The following is a 15,376-nucleotide window of genomic DNA, read 5'->3' on the forward strand; positions in this document are numbered from 1 at the left end:
TGGAGATGAGGCGTCGACCGACCCAGGCGGACGTGGCGAAGCTGGCTGGCGTCAGTCAGGCCACGGTCTCGCTGGTGCTCAACGGGCCCTCCAATGCCCGGGCCCGGGTCGGCGAGGAGAGCCGCAGGCGGGTGCTCGATGCGATGCGGGAGACCGGCTATGCCGCCAACCCGATGGCGCAGGGCCTGGCCCGGGGCCGCAATCGGATCGTCGGCGTCTTCACCTACGAGTCGGTCTTTCCCAGCGACGGCTCGAACTTCTACCACCCCTTCCTGGTCGGCATGGAAGCCGCGGCCTTCGACGTCGGCGTGGACCTGTTGCTCTTCACCAGCGCCCCGGTCACCGAGGGACGGCGGCGGCTCACCGATGCCGGCTGGAATCGGCTCGAGGTCGCCGACGGTTGCGTTCTGATCGGCCGCCACGGCAACGATCGGGAGCTGCACGAACTGCGGGAACGCAACTATCCGGTGGTCTATCTGGGTCGCCGCGACGGCGACGAAGACGGCACCGCCCCCTATGTCGGCGCCGACTACGCCACCGCCACCGAAGAGATCACTCGGCAACTGATGGAGCTGGGCCACCGGCGGATCGCCTTCCTGGGCGACCTCAGCACCGCTCCGTCGGCCCGGGACCGGGTCGCCGGCTATCGGCGGGCGCTCGAGTCCGAGGGGCGACACCCGATCCTGCTCGCCGGTGACGCGTTCAGCCCAGACGAGGCCGCCGAGGTGATCGCCGACCACCGCGCCACCGCTGTCCTGGTCGGCACCGACGTCGACCCGGTGCTGCTCCGCGATGCCGCCGACCAACGGCAGCTGGGACTGTCCTACGCGCTGCTCGGCGAACCCGAGGGCCGGCCCTGGCCCGAGGGTTTCTCCGGCTTCCGGATCCCTCGCGGCGAGATGGGAGCCCGAGCGCTGCGCCTGCTCGCAGCAACCATCGACGGCGACGACACCGTCGATCCCGCCCAACTGCTGCCCTGCCAGATCGATCAGGGCCACACCCTCACCGCCCCACATCTGCCATCCACGTCCACGTCCCCTGCCAGGAGTCCCCATGCCTGACCTTCACGCCCCCATCCTCGTCGTCGGCGGTGGCCTCGGTGGCGTCGCCGCCGCGCTCGCCGCCCTCGAAGCGGGCCAGCGCGTCATCCTCACCGAAGAGTTCGCGTGGCTCGGTGGCCAGTCGACCTCCCAGGCCGTCCCCTTCGACGAGCATCCCTGGGTTGAGGACTTCGGCGTCACGGCCCGCTATCGCCGGCTGCGCGACGGGGTACGCCAGTACTACCGCGACCACTATCCGCTCACCGACCGGGCTCGGGCCTGGACCGAACTCAACCCGGGCGCCGGCTGGGTCTCCAAGCTGTGCCACGAGCCCCGCGTCGCGCTCGCCGTCATCGAGGACATGCTGGCCCCGTGGCGTACGAACGGCGCCCTGGTGGTGCTGCAACCGGCCCGGCCCGTCAGCGCTACCACCGACGGAGACCGCGTCACCTCGGTCACCTTCGACCTGCTGGATGACGGCAGCCAGGTCACCGTGACCGCCGACTACGTCATCGAGGCCACCGAGACCGGCGAACTACTGGCGCTGACCGGCACCGAGTACGCCATCGGCTCCGAGGCGAGCTCGGAGTTCGACGAACCGAGTGCGCCAGACGTGGCCCGGCCCGACAACCACCAAGCCGTCAGCATCTGCTTCGCAGTGGACCATGTCGACGGCGACCACACCATCGACAAGCCCGCCATGTATGACCTCTGGGCCAGCCACCAGCCCGAGTTCTGGGGTGCGCCGCTGCTGTCGTGGACGGGGCCCGAGCCGCGTACGCTCAACGTCTCCACCCGTCACTTCGAGCCCAATCCGGGCGACGATGCGCTGGCGGTCCGCGCCGACCAGTCCGTCACCCCCGGCGATGGCAACCTGTGGACCTTCCGCCGGATTCTGGCCCGTGACCTCTTCACTCCGGGTTCGTTCGACTCCGACATCACGCTGGTCAACTGGCCCCAGATCGACTACTTCACCCATCCGATCATCGACGCCGCCGATGGCGAGAAGCGGCTGGAGGAAGCCCGCCAGCTGTCGCTGTCCTTCCTCTACTGGATGCAGACCGAGGCGCCCCGCCCCGACGGCGGCACCGGCTGGCCCGGGCTGCGGATCCGGCCCGATGTCGTCGGCACCGACGACGGGTTGGCGATGGCGCCCTACTGGCGCGAGGCCCGCCGCATCAAGGCCGTCACCACCGTCTCCGAGAAGGACGTCTGGATGCGGCACCCCGATGATCGGGCCCGCAGCTTCGCCGACTCGATCGGCGTGGGCATGTATCGCATTGACCTCCACCCCTCCACGGGAGGCGACAACTACATCGACGTCCCCGCCAGCCCGTTCCAGCTGCCGTTGGGCTTCCTGATCCCGCGCCGGGTCACGAATCTCCTGGCGACCGCCAAGACGGTCGGCACGACGCACATCACCAACGGCTGCTACCGCCTCCATCCGGTCGAGTGGAACACCGGCGAAGCGGCAGGAGCCCTGGCAGCCCACTGTCTGGCGTACGGCCTGACACCTCACCAGGTCCACGAGAGCACGGCGCTCACGGAGGACTTCCAACAAACCCTGATCCAGCAAGGGGTCGAAGTCGCGTGGCCCGACCACGTCCGCGGCTACTGATCAAAGGAGCACAGCCATGTCCACCCACACCTTTTCCCGCATCCCCCGTCGTTCCTTCCTCACCCTGGCCGGCGGCGCCGCCGGCGGCCTGGCCCTGACCGCCTGCGGTGGCGGCTCGGCCAGCGAGATCCCCGCTCCCAGCAGCGATCCCGACACGCTGTCCGGTTCGGTGACCGTCTGGTTCCCGCCGATCGGCGGCGACATCGAACGGCCCTACTGGGATGAGCAGATCAACAAGTTCAACGGCATCTATCCCAACGTGGAGGTCGCCGTCGAGATCATCCCGTGGGACTCCCGCGGCGAGCGGATGAGCACCGCCATCAAAGGCAAGACCACCCCCGACATCACGTACGCCCTGCCCGCCGACATCTACAACTGGGGCGCGGGCGGCATCCTGGTGCCGCTCGACGAGGTCGTCGCCGACAAGGACAAGTACCTGCCCAACGGCCTGGAGACCATGTCCTACGACGGCACCCTCTACGGCGCCCCGACGGTGATGGGCATGACCACCACCCTGCACGTCAAGCCGGTCTGGGATGCCGTCGGCGTCAGCCCCGAGGACTATCCGACCACCTTCGATGAGGTCAAGGAGATCGCCCCGAAGCTCAAGGAGCAGGGTTACTACATCACCCAGTACGAGGCTGCGCCGACGATGACCCTCAACGGGTCCTTCTATCCCCTGCTGTGGAGCGCCGGTGGCACCGTCCTCAATGAGGACGGCACCGCGGCAGCCCTCAACGGCCCCGAGGGCCTGCGCGCGCTCGAGTTCGCGAAGTGGCTGGTGGACGGCGACCACACCCCCAAGGACGCCCTCACCCAGCAGCTGCCGGTGGAGACCAGCCCGATCGCACAGAAGAAGGTCGCGATGCTGTTCTCCCGGTCGACCGCCTCGCTGCTGCTCAACGGCCTCACCCTGGAGGAGCTCGTCGTCGCCGAACCGCTGGCCGACAAGAGGGCCGCCGGCTACGGCAACGTCGGCGCCTGGGTGATCTTCAAGGAATCCCAGAACAAGGATGCCGCCGCGGCTTGGATCAACTTCCAGAACCAGCCCGACAACCTGCGCGAATTCCTGCCGCCGCGCAACCAGCAGTCCCCGCGTACGGACGTCACCGACCTGTACGAGGAGGGCACCCCCGAGGCGGCGCTGGAGCCGATGATGGATCTGGGTGTCACCGAGCCGAAGTCGCCCAAGGCCACCGAGATCATGGGCATCATCAAGCCTGAGGTCCAGGCTGCGCTGCTGGGTCAGAAGGAACCCCAGGCCGCACTGGATGCCGCCGCCGCACAGATCGACGCGGCGCTGGCCAAGCCCTGATCATGGCTGCGACCCCCACCATCGTCACCGAGTCTGCGGGAGCCCCGATCCGGCGCTCCCGCAGGCCCGGGGCGCGCAAGGCGGCACTGCTCGGGATGGCGTTCGTGCTCCCGTTCGTCGTGGTGTTCCTGCTGTTCCGCGCCGGGCCGGCCGCCGGCGGCATCGTGTTGTCGTTCCTGAGCCAGAACTTGGCCGGTGACTTCACCTGGATCGGCACCGCCAACTACGACGCCCTCTTCGCCGACCCGATCTTCTGGAATGCGCTGCGCGTCACGCTGATCTATTCGGTGATCGCGGTGCCGCTGGTGGTGGTCGTGTCGGTGGCGATGGCGACGATGGCGGCAAGATCGGTACGCGGGATCAAGGTCTATCGGGCAGCATTCTTCCTGCCGGTCATCACGTCGCTGGTCACCACCGGTGTGATCTGGACCTGGATCTATTCCACCGATGGACCGCTGAACTGGTTCCTGGGGCTCTTCGGCGCCCCCGCGATCCCGTGGATCTCCAGCAGCGCGTTGGTGCTGCCGTCGCTGGCGGTGGTCGCGGTGTGGAGCCGGTTCGGCTACGACATGTTGATCCTGATGGCCGGCATCCTCGACATCCCCAAGGACTACTACGAGGCCGCCGAGCTGGACGGCGCTGGGCCGTGGCGCCGCTTCGTCAACATCACCCTGCCGGGCCTGAAGCGACCACTGTTCTTCGTACTGGTGTTGGAGATCGTCGCCTCCTTCCAGGTCTTCGACCTGATCTACGTGATGACCGGCGGCGGCCCCGTCAACGCCAGCTATTCGCTGGTCTTCATGATCTACGACCAGGGCTTCAAGTACGGCCACTTCGGGTACGCCTCCGCCGCCGGCGTGGTGCTGTTTGCCATCACCGTGGTCATCACGATCATCCAGCGACTCTTCTTCCGGGAGGACGACTGATGTCCGGGCACAAGCTTCGCGGCGGACTGGCCGCGCACCTGCCGCTGACAACCGTTGCGGTGGTCACCTGCTTCCCGTTCTTCGTGATGCTGGTGCTCTCGATCCAACCTGGCCAGGCCTTCACGCTGCCGCAGTCGCTGCTGCCGGCATCGGTGGATCTGTCGGAGTACGCCCGCCTGCTCGGCCGCGGCGAGATGATCCAGTGGCTGATCAACACCACCATCTATTCGGTGCTCGGCGTCGTGATGGTGCTCGCGCTGGCGTCCCTGGCGGCGTACAGCTTTGCCAAGGTCGACTTCCCCGGCCGCGGGCTGCTGTTCTGGGTGATCATCGCGATGATGATGATCCCCTATCACCTGACCCTGATCCCGAAGTTCCTGCTGGTCAGTGAGATGGGCGGGCTGGACACCCACTGGGGTCTGGTGTTGCCGACGGTGGCCAACGTCCAGGCGCTGTTCCTGATGCGGCAGTTCATCGCCGGCATCCCCAACGAACTGATCGAAGCTGCACGCGTTGATGGCGCCGGCGAGCTGCGGATCTTCTGGTCGATCATCCTGCCGCAGCTCAAGCCAATCCTGGCCACGTTGGCGGTGTTCGTCTTCCTGTGGCACTGGAACGACTTCCTGTGGCCGCTGGTGGCGATGCAGTCCGGCGACATGTACACCCTGACCGTCGGCCTGGCCTCCCTGAATGCCGAGGAGACCTCCCTGGCGACGATCATGGCCGGCTCGGTGATCACGCTGCTGCCGATCCTGGTGATCTTCCTGTTCGCCCAGAAGTACTTCGTGCGGGGCGTCACGATGAGCGGCATCAAGTAGCCACGGGGCACCTTCAGCCGGGGCGCTGGCCGTCCTTCCACTGGCCGGTGGCACGATGAGAGGCACCCTCAGCGTCGGGGCCACGGTCAGCGGCCACCGACCGAACCGGAAGGACTGTCATGGCCACAGAGAAGAACTGGGCAAAGAACGTCACCTACAGCGCCTCCGAGATCGTCCAGCCGGCCAGCCTTGATGAGCTCGCCGAAGTCATCAGCTCCACCCCGAAGCTGCGGATGCTCGGCAGCCGCCACACCTTCAGCCGGCTCGGCGACACCGACGGCATCCTGGTGTCGCTGGAGAAGCTCGCCGACCCCAATGTCGAGTTGGTGCAGACCGGCGGGCACCAGGCTGTACGCGTGGCGGCCGGTACCCGCTACGGCGACTTCGTCGAGCAGCTCGACGGCCAGGGGTTTGCGCTGGCCAACCTCGCCTCCCTGCCGCACATCTCGGTCGGCGGCGCCGTCCAGACCGGCACCCACGGTTCGGGTGACAAGATCGCCAACCTCTCCAGCCAGGTGGTCGCGGTCGAGCTCATCACCGGCGCCGGCGAGCAGCTGCGGCTGACCCGCGAGGACCCCGAGTTTGCCGGAGCGATCGTCTCGTTGGGCGCCTTGGGGGCGGTCACCCATCTGGAGTTGGCGATCGAGCCGAGCTACCAGATGACCCAGACGGTCTATGACGGCGTCCGGTGGGCCGACGTGCTGGAGCGCTTCGACGAGTTCACCTCCTCCGGCGACAGTGTCAGCATCCTGTCGACCTGGGTCGAGGAGGACGAGAACGTCCAGCAGGTCTTCATCAAGCACCGCTCCGAGACCAGCCCCGACCTGAGCGGCTTCGGCGGCAAGGCTGCCACCGAGCAGCGACACACGGTGCTCGGTGACGACCCGGCCCCGGTCACCACCCAGGGCGAGCCCGGCCCCTGGCATGCTCGGCTGCCGCACTTCCGGCTCGACCACACCCCCAGCTCCGGTGAGGAGATCCAGACCGAATATCTGGTGCCGCGCGAGGAGGCCCCGGCGGCACTGGCGGCGTACCGGAAGCTCGGTGAGCAGATCGCGCCCAACATCTTCGTCGCCGAGGTGCGCACGATGGCCGGCGACGACCTGTGGCTGTCACCCGCCGAGGGCCGCGACACCGTCGGCATCCACTGCACCTGGAAGCCCGACGAGGCCAAGGTCCGCGAGCTGTTGCCGAAGATCGAGGCCGCGCTGCCCGACACGGCCCGGCCGCACTGGGGCAAGGTCTTCGAGCTCTCCCCCGACCAGGTCAAGGCGCGCTATTCGCGCTGGGACGACTTCGCCGAACTGGCCGCCAAGCACGACCCGCAGCGCCGCTTCGTCAACGCCTACCTGGAGGCGTACGGGCTCTGACCCCGGACTGGTGATCCGCCATCGCACCGACGCCGCCCAGCCCACGCTGGGCGGCGTCGCTGCTGTTGTCGTCGGCTAGTCTCGGTGGCGTCCCCGCCGATCTGACAGGAGCCGCCATGCCCATCTCCCCTGCCGCCGACGGGCTCGCCCCCGAACCTCGTGACTGGGCCACCATCCCCGGCCCCGTCGAGGACCTGCGGCTGGTGGTCTGCGACATGGACGGCACCCTGCTCGACGACGCCGGGCAGCCGCCGGCGGAGTTGCCGCAGTTGGTGGAGCGGATGCAGCGAGCCGGCGTGGTGTTCGTGCCGGCCAGCGGTCGTCAATACGCCACCTTGGAGCACATGTTCGGCGGCGTGGCAGACTCCTTCATCGCCGAGAACGGGTCGATCGTGGTCCACCACGGCGAGGTGATCGCCACGCGTACGCTGCCCCGCGACGTCGTCACCGCGGCCGTGCGCAAGATCCGCGAGGTCGGCGCCCACACCGACCTGGGCGTGGTCGCCTGCGGGGTGAAGACCGGCTGGACCGAACGCAACGACGCGCCCTTCCTGGCCGGCGCGCGGATGTTCTATCGCAAGCTCGAGGTGGTCGAGGACCTCACGGCCGTCGATGACGAGATCATGAAGTTTGCGATGTACGACTTCGGCGACGCCAGGGCCACTGTGGCGCACTTCGAGGAGTTTGATCGCGGCGGCCAGCAGGTGGTGGTCTCGGGGCCGAACTGGATCGACCTGATGAATCGCGGCGTGGACAAGGGAGTCGGGCTCGCGGCGCTGCAGGCCGACCTGGGCATCACGCCGGCACAGACCGCCGTGTTCGGTGACTATCTCAACGACTTGGCGCTGTATCCGTTGGCGGAGTGGAGCTTTGCGATGGCCAACGGCCATCCCGACGTAGCGGCGGTCGCCAACTTCATCGCGCCGGCCAACACCGACAACGGGGTGGCCCGGGTGTTGGACCGGATCCTGCCCTGAGGCCGGACCCGGCCCAGTTCAGGGGCGAGGTCAGTGGCCGGCGAGGGTCACTGGCTGGCGAGCGCCTCGTCGATGCTGACGTCGCCGTTGTCGAAGCGGATCGTCTTGCCGATGGTGGCCGGCTGCCGCAGCGACTGAGCAATGACGGCCGCCACATCGGCTCGGGTGACCGTGCCGCTGGCCGTGCCGTCGTGGACGTGGATGGCGCCGGTGGGCTCGTCCAGGGTGAGGCCGCTGGGTCCCAGCACCGTCCACTGCAGGCCGCTGGCGCGAAGGTGGTCGTCGGCGGCAGCCTTGGCCTTGGAGTAGGCGTAGAAGCCTTCAGACTCGGGGATGTCATCCACCCCGGAGCCGGCGTAGGACAGCATGACATAGCGCTGTACGCCGGCCGCCTGCGCCGCGTCGATGCTGCGGATGGCGGCGTCCCGGTCGACCGCCCACGTACGCTCGGGCTTGCCACCGCCGGCACCGGCGGACCACACCACGGCGTCGTGGCCGGAAATGAGTTCGGTGAGCTCGTCGGTGCCGAGGTTTTCAATGTCGGCCACGATCGGTTCCGCGCCGGTGGCACGAATGTCGGGCACGTGATCCGGGTTGCGGACCACCGAGTGAACGTCGTCGCCGTTGGCGACGAGCAACGGAGCGAGCAGGAGGGCCACCTTGCCGTGGCCGCCGATGATGATCACCTTGGACATGCCCCCACCGTAGTCCGGCGCCCCAGCCGCGCCGCGCGGGCCCCGACATATCTAGTCGCCAGCTGTGACTCTTCACCGGATCGTCACCCGGTGGTCATCAGTCGCCGGTGGGCGACGCTTAGGGTGTTCCTCACCCACCCGCCTCATCACGAATCGTGTCCATCACAAACAAGGGGAACGCCATGGATCCGCACCAGCCCACCCAGCCGCCGGCCCGATCCACCCCGCAGCACGCCGGGCCGTCGACCCCGCCCCGACCCACGCCGACCCCGTCGCGCCGCGCCGTCCTCGGCGGCGGCGCGGCCACCCTGCTGGCCGCCATCGGGCTCTCGGCCACCGACCTGACCGGCCCCGAGGCGTACGCCAATCCGGCCGGCCCCGGAGCCGCCGAGCAGCCGGTGCGGTTCGCCTTCTTCACCGACCCGCACGCGGATCCCGAGAACGCGGCTCAGCAAGCCCGGCTGCGGGCCACACTGCAGGCCATCGCCGCCGATGATCCGGCGGCGGTGCTGCACGCCGGCGACGTCACTGAATACGGCACCGACGCCGAATACCTCAGCTATCTCGAACTGGTCCCGGCCGACCTGCGGGACCGGATCCACCACGTGCCCGGCAATCACGAGATCCGCTGGGACGTCACCGCGTACGAGAACTACACCGAGCACGTCGACGAGCTCAACGTGGAGGTGACCGCCGGCGGCGTGCAGTTCCTGCTGCTGGATCCGACCGTCGTGCAGCAGGAGGTCGGCTTCTACAGCGAGGCGGATCTGGCTTGGCTGCGGGAGCGGCTGGCGGCCAAGCCGGCGCACCGCCCCACCGTCGTCGTCACCCACTATCCGATGGCGCAGGGGCATTACTACGTCGTCAACCCAGAGGACCTGTTGGCCGAGCTCGAGGGCCACAACGTTCGCGCCGTGCTGGCCGGGCACACCCACCGGCAGCTGCTGGAGCACTTCAACGGCATGGCGCACCTGGAGGGTGCGGCCGTGAAGAACCAGGCCCAGTACTACCGCCTCACCCTCGGCGCCGGCAGGAACGCCGTGCTGACCATCGAGCACGTCGCCATCCCCGACCCCGAGCGCCCCGACCAGCAGACCGTCACCCCGGTCACCGAGGTCGACTTCGGCGGCCAGTCGGGCCGCAACCCGCTTGACCCGCGTACGTTGCGCGCCCGGGTGCACCGCGGCCGCCTCGACCTCACCGTCGGCACCCGGCAGCTGCCGGCCACCGCGACCGCCCGGGCCGGGATCTATCAGCAGGCCCTGTACGCCGGGCGCGCCGACGAGACCTGGACGGCGCTGGAGCGTCGCGGCCAGCGCTTCTTCGGCGAGCTGGACGTGTCCGGGCTGGTGCCGGGCGAGCACCGCGCCAACGTCGAGGTCGTCGACGGGGACCAGCGCTGGCGCGAGGTCGTTGCGTTCACGGTGCCGGGCGATGCCGCCGCATCGGTGTGGGATCGGGACTTCGGCGGCATCCTCACCGGCGCCACCGCCCAGCTCGGCTCCTTGGTCTTCGCCGCGTCCTCGGCGGGCCGGTTGTCCGCCGTCGATCCCAGCCGTGGCCGGGTCGTGTGGGAGGTGAGCACCGGGCCGGTTTTCACCAACCTCGCCGTCGGCGCTGATCTGGTGGTCGCCGGCTCGGCCGACGGCACCGTGACGGCCGCGCGGCCCACCGACGGGTCCGTCGCCTGGCGCACCGACCTGGGTCATCCGGTGATGTCGGACCCGCTGGTGACAACGATCGCCGGGCGCGATGCCGTGGTCGTCATGGCCGGCGACGTGTTGGTCCGGCTCGACGCCACCTCCGGCGAGGTCGTCTGGGAGTCAACGATGCCCGGGGTGAGCGCCGGCCGCGCTGCCGCCGACGACGAACGGATCTATCTCGGCCTGGGCGACGGCAAGGCATGGGCGGTCGACGCCGCGACCGGTGAACTGCAGTGGGAGCGCGAGCTGGCCAACCGGGACGGCTCCTACCGGCGGCTGATCTACGGGCCGTGGACCCACCAGACCACCCTCATCACGGACAGCCTCGTCTTCGTGTCCACCGTGGCCGGTGGCCGCGCGCTGGACCGGGCGACCGGCGAGATCGTGTGGCAGATCGACAAGTCCTTCCTCTACACCCCGGCGCGGATCCTCGACGACGGCGACCTGCTGCTGGTCGACGAGTGGGGCGAGGCGCGCCGGGTGGACGCCGCCACCGGTGAGACCCGGTGGCTGACCGACCGGATGGTCTCGCGCTCGCTGGATGCCGGTCCTGCGGTGGCCGGCTCGACGGCGTACGTGGTGGGGACGATGGGCGATCTGGCGGTGCTGGACCTGACCGACGGCAGCTACGAGCGGGTACGTCAGCTGTCGGTCAGCCCGGTGGTCTCCAGCCCGTCCCTGGTCAACGGCGTCCTCGTGGTCGGTCACCTGGACGGGACGCTGCGCGGCTACCGGGTCTGACCGGGCCGTTGCCGAAGGCCCATGCGGCGGGGGTGAGCAGTCTCACAGCCCGCACCCATGCCGCCACGGGCCTTTTCGGCGTTGAATGGAGTCAGTCCCAGCTTCTCGGTGATCTCGAGCAAGGAGCAGACATGACCCACGACGTGACCCGGCTGACCGAGGTGGGCACCGCCCTGTTGGAGCGCGCCAGTCAGGCCAGCAGCCGCCGCGCCACCACGGCTTTCCGGGCCGCCGACGGCGGCCAGCTGACCCAGGTGGTGGTGGCGCTGCTGGCCGGGGCGGAACTCGCCGACCACGACAATCCCGGCGAGGCGTTCCTGCAGGTGGTCACCGGACGTACCGAACTGGTCGCCGACCAGGACCGCTGGGAGGTCGCCGCCGGCGAGCAGGTCGCGGTCCCGCAGCGCCGGCACCGGCTCACGGCGCTGGAGGATTCGGTGGCGCTGCTGACACTGATCAAGCTGCCCCGCTGACCGCTTGAACCAGTCCCCTCCGGCCGGCTCGGGTGATCCGGTATGCCATCTCCCCGCTCTTGATCTGATACCCCCTGGGGGTATAGAGTCGAGGGCGAGGAGGCAGCCCGACCATGAGCCAGCAGCAGCAGACCCCGCAGGCACCCCGATCCCTGGACACCGAATTGGTCCAGCTCGAGGTCGGCGGGATGACCTGTGCATCGTGCGCGAACCGGATCGAGAAGAAGCTCAACAAGCTCGACGGGGTCAGCGCCAACGTCAACTTCGCCACCGAAAAGGCAAGCGTCACCGCGCCGGTCGGTTTCGACCCGGCGCTGCTGGTGGAGACGATCGAGAAGACCGGCTACACCGCCAAGCTGCCCGAGCCCGCCGCCAAGGACGAACGTTCCGATGATCCGGAGCTGCGCAGCCTGCGCAACCGACTGATCGCCTCGGCGGTGCTGTCGGTGCCGGTGATCGCGATGGCGATGATCCCGCCGCTGCAGTTCGACTACTGGGGTTGGGTGTCGTTGGTGCTGGCGACCCCGGTGGTGCTGTGGGGCGGCTGGCCCTTCCACAAAGCCGCCTGGACCAACCTCAAGCACGGCGCCGCGACGATGGACACGCTGGTCTCGATCGGCACCCTGGCGGCGTACGTGTGGTCGAGCGTGGCGCTGGTCTTCGGTACGGCCGGGATGCCCGGCATGACGCACGAATTCAGCTTCACGATCGAGCGCACCGACGGCCTGTCCAACATCTATCTCGAGGTCGCGGCCGGCGTCATCACCTTCATCCTGTTGGGCCGCTACTTCGAGAAGCGCGCCAAGCGTGATGCGGGGGCGGCGCTGCGGGCACTGCTGGAGATGGGCGCCAAGGAGGTCGCGGTGCTGCGCGACGGCGTCGAGCAGCGGATCCCCACGGACCAGTTGCAGGTGGGCGACGAGTTCGTCGTACGCCCGGGCGAGACGATCGCCACCGACGGCGAGGTGGTGTCGGGGTCCTCGGCGGTGGATGCGTCGATGCTGACCGGCGAGTCGGTGCCGGTCGAGGTCGGCGTCGGCGATTCCGTGACCGGCGCGACCGTCAATGCGGGCGGCCGGCTGGTGGTGCGGGCGACCCGGGTCGGGTCGGACACGCAGCTGGCGCGGATGGCCAAGATGGTCGAGGACGCCCAGTCGGGCAAGGCTGAGGTGCAGCGGCTCGCGGACCGGATCTCGGGCATCTTCGTGCCGATCGTGCTGGTGGTTGCGGCGGTCACGCTGGCGGTGTGGTTGCTGTCGGGGCAGCCGGTCGCGGCCGGTTTCACCGCGGCGGTGGCGGTGTTGATCATCGCCTGCCCTTGTGCGCTGGGATTGGCGACGCCGACGGCGCTGCTGGTCGGCACCGGTCGCGGTGCGCAGCTGGGCGTCCTGATCAAGGGCCCGGAGGTGCTGGAGTCGACCCGCAAGGTCGACACGATCGTGCTCGACAAGACCGGCACCGTCACCACCGGCCAGATGACGCTGCTCGACGCGATCCCCGCCGAGGGCGTCGACGCCGATGAGCTCGTACGCCTGGCCGGCGCCCTGGAGGAAGCGTCCGAGCACCCGATCGCGCAGGCGATCGCCGCCGGCGCGACGTCGCGCGTCGGTGACCTGCCCGAGGTGAGCGACTTCGCCAACCAGGAGGGCCGCGGCGTCACCGGCGTGGTCGAGGGACAGCCGATCGTGGCGGGTCGGGAGACCCTGCTGGCGGAGTACCAGATGACCCTGGACCCGGAGTTGGCTGCCGCGAAGCGGGCCGCCGAGGGCCAGGGGCGTACGGCGGTGGCGGTTGGCTGGGACGGCCGGGCCCGCGGCGTACTGGTCGTGTCGGACCAGGTGAAGCCGACTTCAGCGCAGGCGATCGCCCAGCTGAAGGAACTGGGCCTGACGCCGGTGCTGTTGACCGGCGACAACGCCACGGTGGCCCGCCAGGTGGCGGCCGAGGTGGGCATCGACGAGGTGATCGCCGAGGTGTTGCCGGCCGACAAGGTCGCCGCAGTGGCCGAACTGCAGGAGCAGGGCCGGGTCGTGGCGATGGTCGGCGACGGCGTGAACGATGCGCCGGCGCTGGCGCAGGCCGACCTGGGGTTGGCGATGGGCACCGGCACCGATGTGGCGATCGAGGCGGCCGACATCACCCTGGTGCGCGGGGACCTGCGGGCCGCGGTCGATGCCGTACGCCTGTCGCGCCGGACGCTGAAGACCATCAAGGTCAACCTGTTCTGGGCGTTCGCCTACAACACCGCGGCGATCCCGGTGGCGGCGCTGGGGATGTTGAATCCGATGCTGGCGGGTGCGGCGATGGCGTTGTCGAGCGTGTTCGTGGTGACGAACAGTCTGCGGCTGCGTGGCTTCAAGAGCGCCTCGCCGGACGTCGCCTGACGATTGCTGACATGCGGCCCGTCCCTGAGAGGATGGGCCGCATGTCGCTGTTTTCCACACCCAATCGGCTCTATCGCGTGCTGGCGCTGGCGGAGGTGGTGACCTGGACGCTGCTGATGGCCGGGATGGTGCTGAAGTATGTGCTGCAGGCCACCGATGCGCTGGTGCGGATCGGCGGCGGGCTGCACGGCTTCACGTTCCTGTCCTACTGCGTGACGACCGTGCTCGTAGCGGTGGATCAGCGCTGGAAACTGTCGCACCTAGCGATGGGACTCGGGTCGGCGATCGTGCCCTACCTGACCGTCCCGTTCGAACGCTGGGCGCTCAAGAAGGGTCTGCTGGGCCACGAGTGGCGGCTGCGCAGCGATGAGCCGGCCGGCTTCTTCGAGAGGGTGGCGGCGTACGCCCTGCGCCACCCGATCGCGGCAGGCCTGGTCGCGATCGTGGTCGTTGCGGTCGTGTTTTCGGTGCTGCTGATGCTCGGCCCGCCGACCGAATGGTTCAGCTGAGGCAGGGGGCCGCGACGGCGTGAAGCACCGCCGCCGGCGTGGTAGTGTTGCTACTCGCTTGGGGCTATGGCGCAGTTGGTAGCGCGTCTCGTTCGCAATGAGAAGGTCAGGGGTTCGAATCCCCTTAGCTCCACGTAAAGTTGAACGTTCGAACCTTGCCCCGCATCATCGCGGGGCAAGGTTCTTTCGTTGTGTGGCCTGGGGTTGGTGGCCAGGATCGTCTGGATCGCTTCAGTCGGTTGGAGGGTGGCGTCGTCCTCGTCATCGATGGTGATGCGGTCGAACAGTGCCCGGTTGAGCATCCTCCGCTCTGAGGGTTCGGCCTTTGCGTAGACGTCGCCGATGTCGGTGAGGAGCCCGAGGATCGCGTCGAGCCCGACCTTGGCCTTGTCGTAGGTCGTCTCCAACGTGTCGAGCCGGCTGGTGATCGCTTGCAGGCTCGCGCGGATGCGGTCCTGTTCGGTCTTGAGCAGGTCGAGGGGGATCGCGTCGGCGTAGTGGGCTTGGAGGAGCTTGACCTGTTCGGCTTCGAGCTTGGCCTTCTGCCCGGCGAGGAGCTTCTTCTCATCGCTGGTGGATTCGGCGAGGGTGTCGAACACCTGCCTGAGCACGCCCTGGACCTGCGCGGCCTCGCCGGGACTGAGGGAGATGTCCTGGTAGCCGGCCTCGATGGACTGCTCGACGCGGTGGGTGAGGACGGCGGTGCGCTGGCAGTTGTTGCGCTTGAACCGACGGCCGGTGCAGGTGAAGTAGTCGTAGGCGACGCCCTGGTGGTTGCGGGGCCGCTCGAACATGAGCCGTTTCCCG

At 68.8% G+C, this 15,376-nt stretch carries 12 protein-coding genes and 1 tRNA gene; 12 read left to right on the forward strand and 1 reads right to left on the reverse strand.

Features of this window, described 5'->3' with window-relative positions; genetic code table 11:
- The first annotated feature begins 5 nt into the window (after positions 1 to 5).
- The 7 genes from CGZ91_RS02435 (at position 6) to CGZ91_RS02465 (ending at position 8,064) form a co-directional block, all read left to right on the forward strand.
- Positions 6 to 1,061 carry a LacI family DNA-binding transcriptional regulator gene (locus CGZ91_RS02435; RefSeq protein WP_094452965.1) on the forward strand — a complete coding sequence of 352 codons (1,056 nt, stop codon included), beginning with the start codon at positions 6 to 8 and terminating at the stop codon, positions 1,059 to 1,061.
- Positions 1,054 to 2,658, forward strand: a complete 1,605-nt coding sequence (locus tag CGZ91_RS02440; RefSeq protein ID WP_094452354.1) for an FAD-dependent oxidoreductase — start codon at positions 1,054 to 1,056, stop codon at positions 2,656 to 2,658. Before CGZ91_RS02435 ends, CGZ91_RS02440 begins: the two co-directional genes overlap by 8 nt.
- Before the next feature lie 16 nt (positions 2,659 to 2,674).
- Entirely contained in the window at positions 2,675 to 3,973 is a 1,299-nt protein-coding gene (locus CGZ91_RS02445; RefSeq protein WP_094452355.1) for an ABC transporter substrate-binding protein, read from the forward strand.
- 2 nt (positions 3,974 to 3,975) lie between these two features.
- Positions 3,976 to 4,899: a carbohydrate ABC transporter permease gene (locus tag CGZ91_RS02450; protein WP_094452356.1), complete on the forward strand. Its 924-nt coding sequence runs from the start codon at positions 3,976 to 3,978 to the stop codon at positions 4,897 to 4,899.
- Entirely contained in the window at positions 4,899 to 5,717 is an 819-nt protein-coding gene (locus tag CGZ91_RS02455) for a carbohydrate ABC transporter permease (RefSeq protein WP_094452357.1), read from the forward strand. Before CGZ91_RS02450 ends, CGZ91_RS02455 begins: the two co-directional genes overlap by 1 nt.
- Before the next feature lie 119 nt (positions 5,718 to 5,836).
- Positions 5,837 to 7,087 carry a D-arabinono-1,4-lactone oxidase gene (locus CGZ91_RS02460; protein ID WP_094452358.1) on the forward strand — a complete coding sequence of 417 codons (1,251 nt, stop codon included), beginning with the start codon at positions 5,837 to 5,839 and terminating at the stop codon, positions 7,085 to 7,087.
- A 116-nt stretch (positions 7,088 to 7,203) separates the two neighbouring features.
- On the forward strand, positions 7,204 to 8,064 hold the full coding sequence (locus CGZ91_RS02465) for an HAD family hydrolase (RefSeq protein ID WP_094452359.1): 861 nt from the start codon (positions 7,204 to 7,206) through the stop codon (positions 8,062 to 8,064).
- 47 nt (positions 8,065 to 8,111) lie between these two features.
- Here CGZ91_RS02465 and CGZ91_RS02470 read toward each other — a convergent pair whose 3' ends face one another.
- Positions 8,112 to 8,759 (reverse strand): SDR family oxidoreductase, encoded by a 648-nt coding sequence (locus CGZ91_RS02470; protein WP_094452360.1) that lies wholly within the window; start codon positions 8,757 to 8,759, stop codon positions 8,112 to 8,114.
- Between the two features lie 182 nt (positions 8,760 to 8,941).
- On the opposite strand from CGZ91_RS02470, the gene CGZ91_RS02475 reads away from it, so the two are divergent.
- The 5 genes from CGZ91_RS02475 (at position 8,942) to CGZ91_RS02495 (ending at position 14,702) form a co-directional block, all read left to right on the forward strand.
- A complete protein-coding gene (locus tag CGZ91_RS02475) occupies positions 8,942 to 11,203 on the forward strand; it encodes an outer membrane protein assembly factor BamB family protein (protein WP_094452361.1) in 2,262 nt (753 codons plus the stop codon).
- 131 nt (positions 11,204 to 11,334) lie between these two features.
- Entirely contained in the window at positions 11,335 to 11,676 is a 342-nt protein-coding gene (locus CGZ91_RS02480; RefSeq protein WP_094452362.1) for a cupin domain-containing protein, read from the forward strand.
- 113 nt (positions 11,677 to 11,789) lie between these two features.
- A complete protein-coding gene (locus CGZ91_RS02485; RefSeq protein WP_179229183.1) occupies positions 11,790 to 14,060 on the forward strand; it encodes a heavy metal translocating P-type ATPase in 2,271 nt (756 codons plus the stop codon).
- Positions 14,061 to 14,101: 41 nt separating this feature from the next.
- The gene (locus CGZ91_RS02490) at positions 14,102 to 14,569 is read left to right on the forward strand and encodes a DUF3817 domain-containing protein (RefSeq protein ID WP_094452363.1); all 468 of its coding nucleotides are present in this window, start codon (positions 14,102 to 14,104) and stop codon (positions 14,567 to 14,569) included.
- Positions 14,570 to 14,629: 60 nt separating this feature from the next.
- Positions 14,630 to 14,702 (forward strand) — tRNA-Ala (locus tag CGZ91_RS02495).
- Positions 14,703 to 15,376 lie beyond the last annotated feature (674 nt).

It is taken from the genome of Parenemella sanctibonifatiensis, from assembly GCF_002250565.1.
GTDB classification, from domain to species: domain Bacteria; phylum Actinomycetota; class Actinomycetes; order Propionibacteriales; family Propionibacteriaceae; genus Parenemella; species Parenemella sanctibonifatiensis.

Excerpts from the sequence above, each read along its gene's own strand:
- CGZ91_RS02485 (WP_179229183.1), top strand. The coding sequence starts at position 11,790 with ATGAGCCAGCAGCAGCAGACCCCGCAGGCACCCCGATCCCTGGACACC.
- CGZ91_RS02435 (WP_094452965.1), top strand. The coding sequence starts at position 6 with ATGAGGCGTCGACCGACCCAGGCGGACGTGGCGAAGCTGGCTGGCGTC.
- CGZ91_RS02455 (WP_094452357.1), top strand. The coding sequence starts at position 4,899 with ATGTCCGGGCACAAGCTTCGCGGCGGACTGGCCGCGCACCTGCCGCTG.
- CGZ91_RS02440 (WP_094452354.1), top strand. The coding sequence starts at position 1,054 with ATGCCTGACCTTCACGCCCCCATCCTCGTCGTCGGCGGTGGCCTCGGT.
- CGZ91_RS02460 (WP_094452358.1), top strand. The coding sequence starts at position 5,837 with ATGGCCACAGAGAAGAACTGGGCAAAGAACGTCACCTACAGCGCCTCC.
- CGZ91_RS02490 (WP_094452363.1), top strand. The coding sequence starts at position 14,102 with ATGTCGCTGTTTTCCACACCCAATCGGCTCTATCGCGTGCTGGCGCTG.
- CGZ91_RS02480 (WP_094452362.1), top strand. The coding sequence starts at position 11,335 with ATGACCCACGACGTGACCCGGCTGACCGAGGTGGGCACCGCCCTGTTG.
- CGZ91_RS02475 (WP_094452361.1), top strand. The coding sequence starts at position 8,942 with ATGGATCCGCACCAGCCCACCCAGCCGCCGGCCCGATCCACCCCGCAG.
- CGZ91_RS02465 (WP_094452359.1), top strand. The coding sequence starts at position 7,204 with ATGCCCATCTCCCCTGCCGCCGACGGGCTCGCCCCCGAACCTCGTGAC.
- CGZ91_RS02445 (WP_094452355.1), top strand. The coding sequence starts at position 2,675 with ATGTCCACCCACACCTTTTCCCGCATCCCCCGTCGTTCCTTCCTCACC.
- CGZ91_RS02450 (WP_094452356.1), top strand. The coding sequence starts at position 3,976 with ATGGCTGCGACCCCCACCATCGTCACCGAGTCTGCGGGAGCCCCGATC.
- CGZ91_RS02470 (WP_094452360.1), bottom strand. The coding sequence starts at position 8,759 with ATGTCCAAGGTGATCATCATCGGCGGCCACGGCAAGGTGGCCCTCCTG.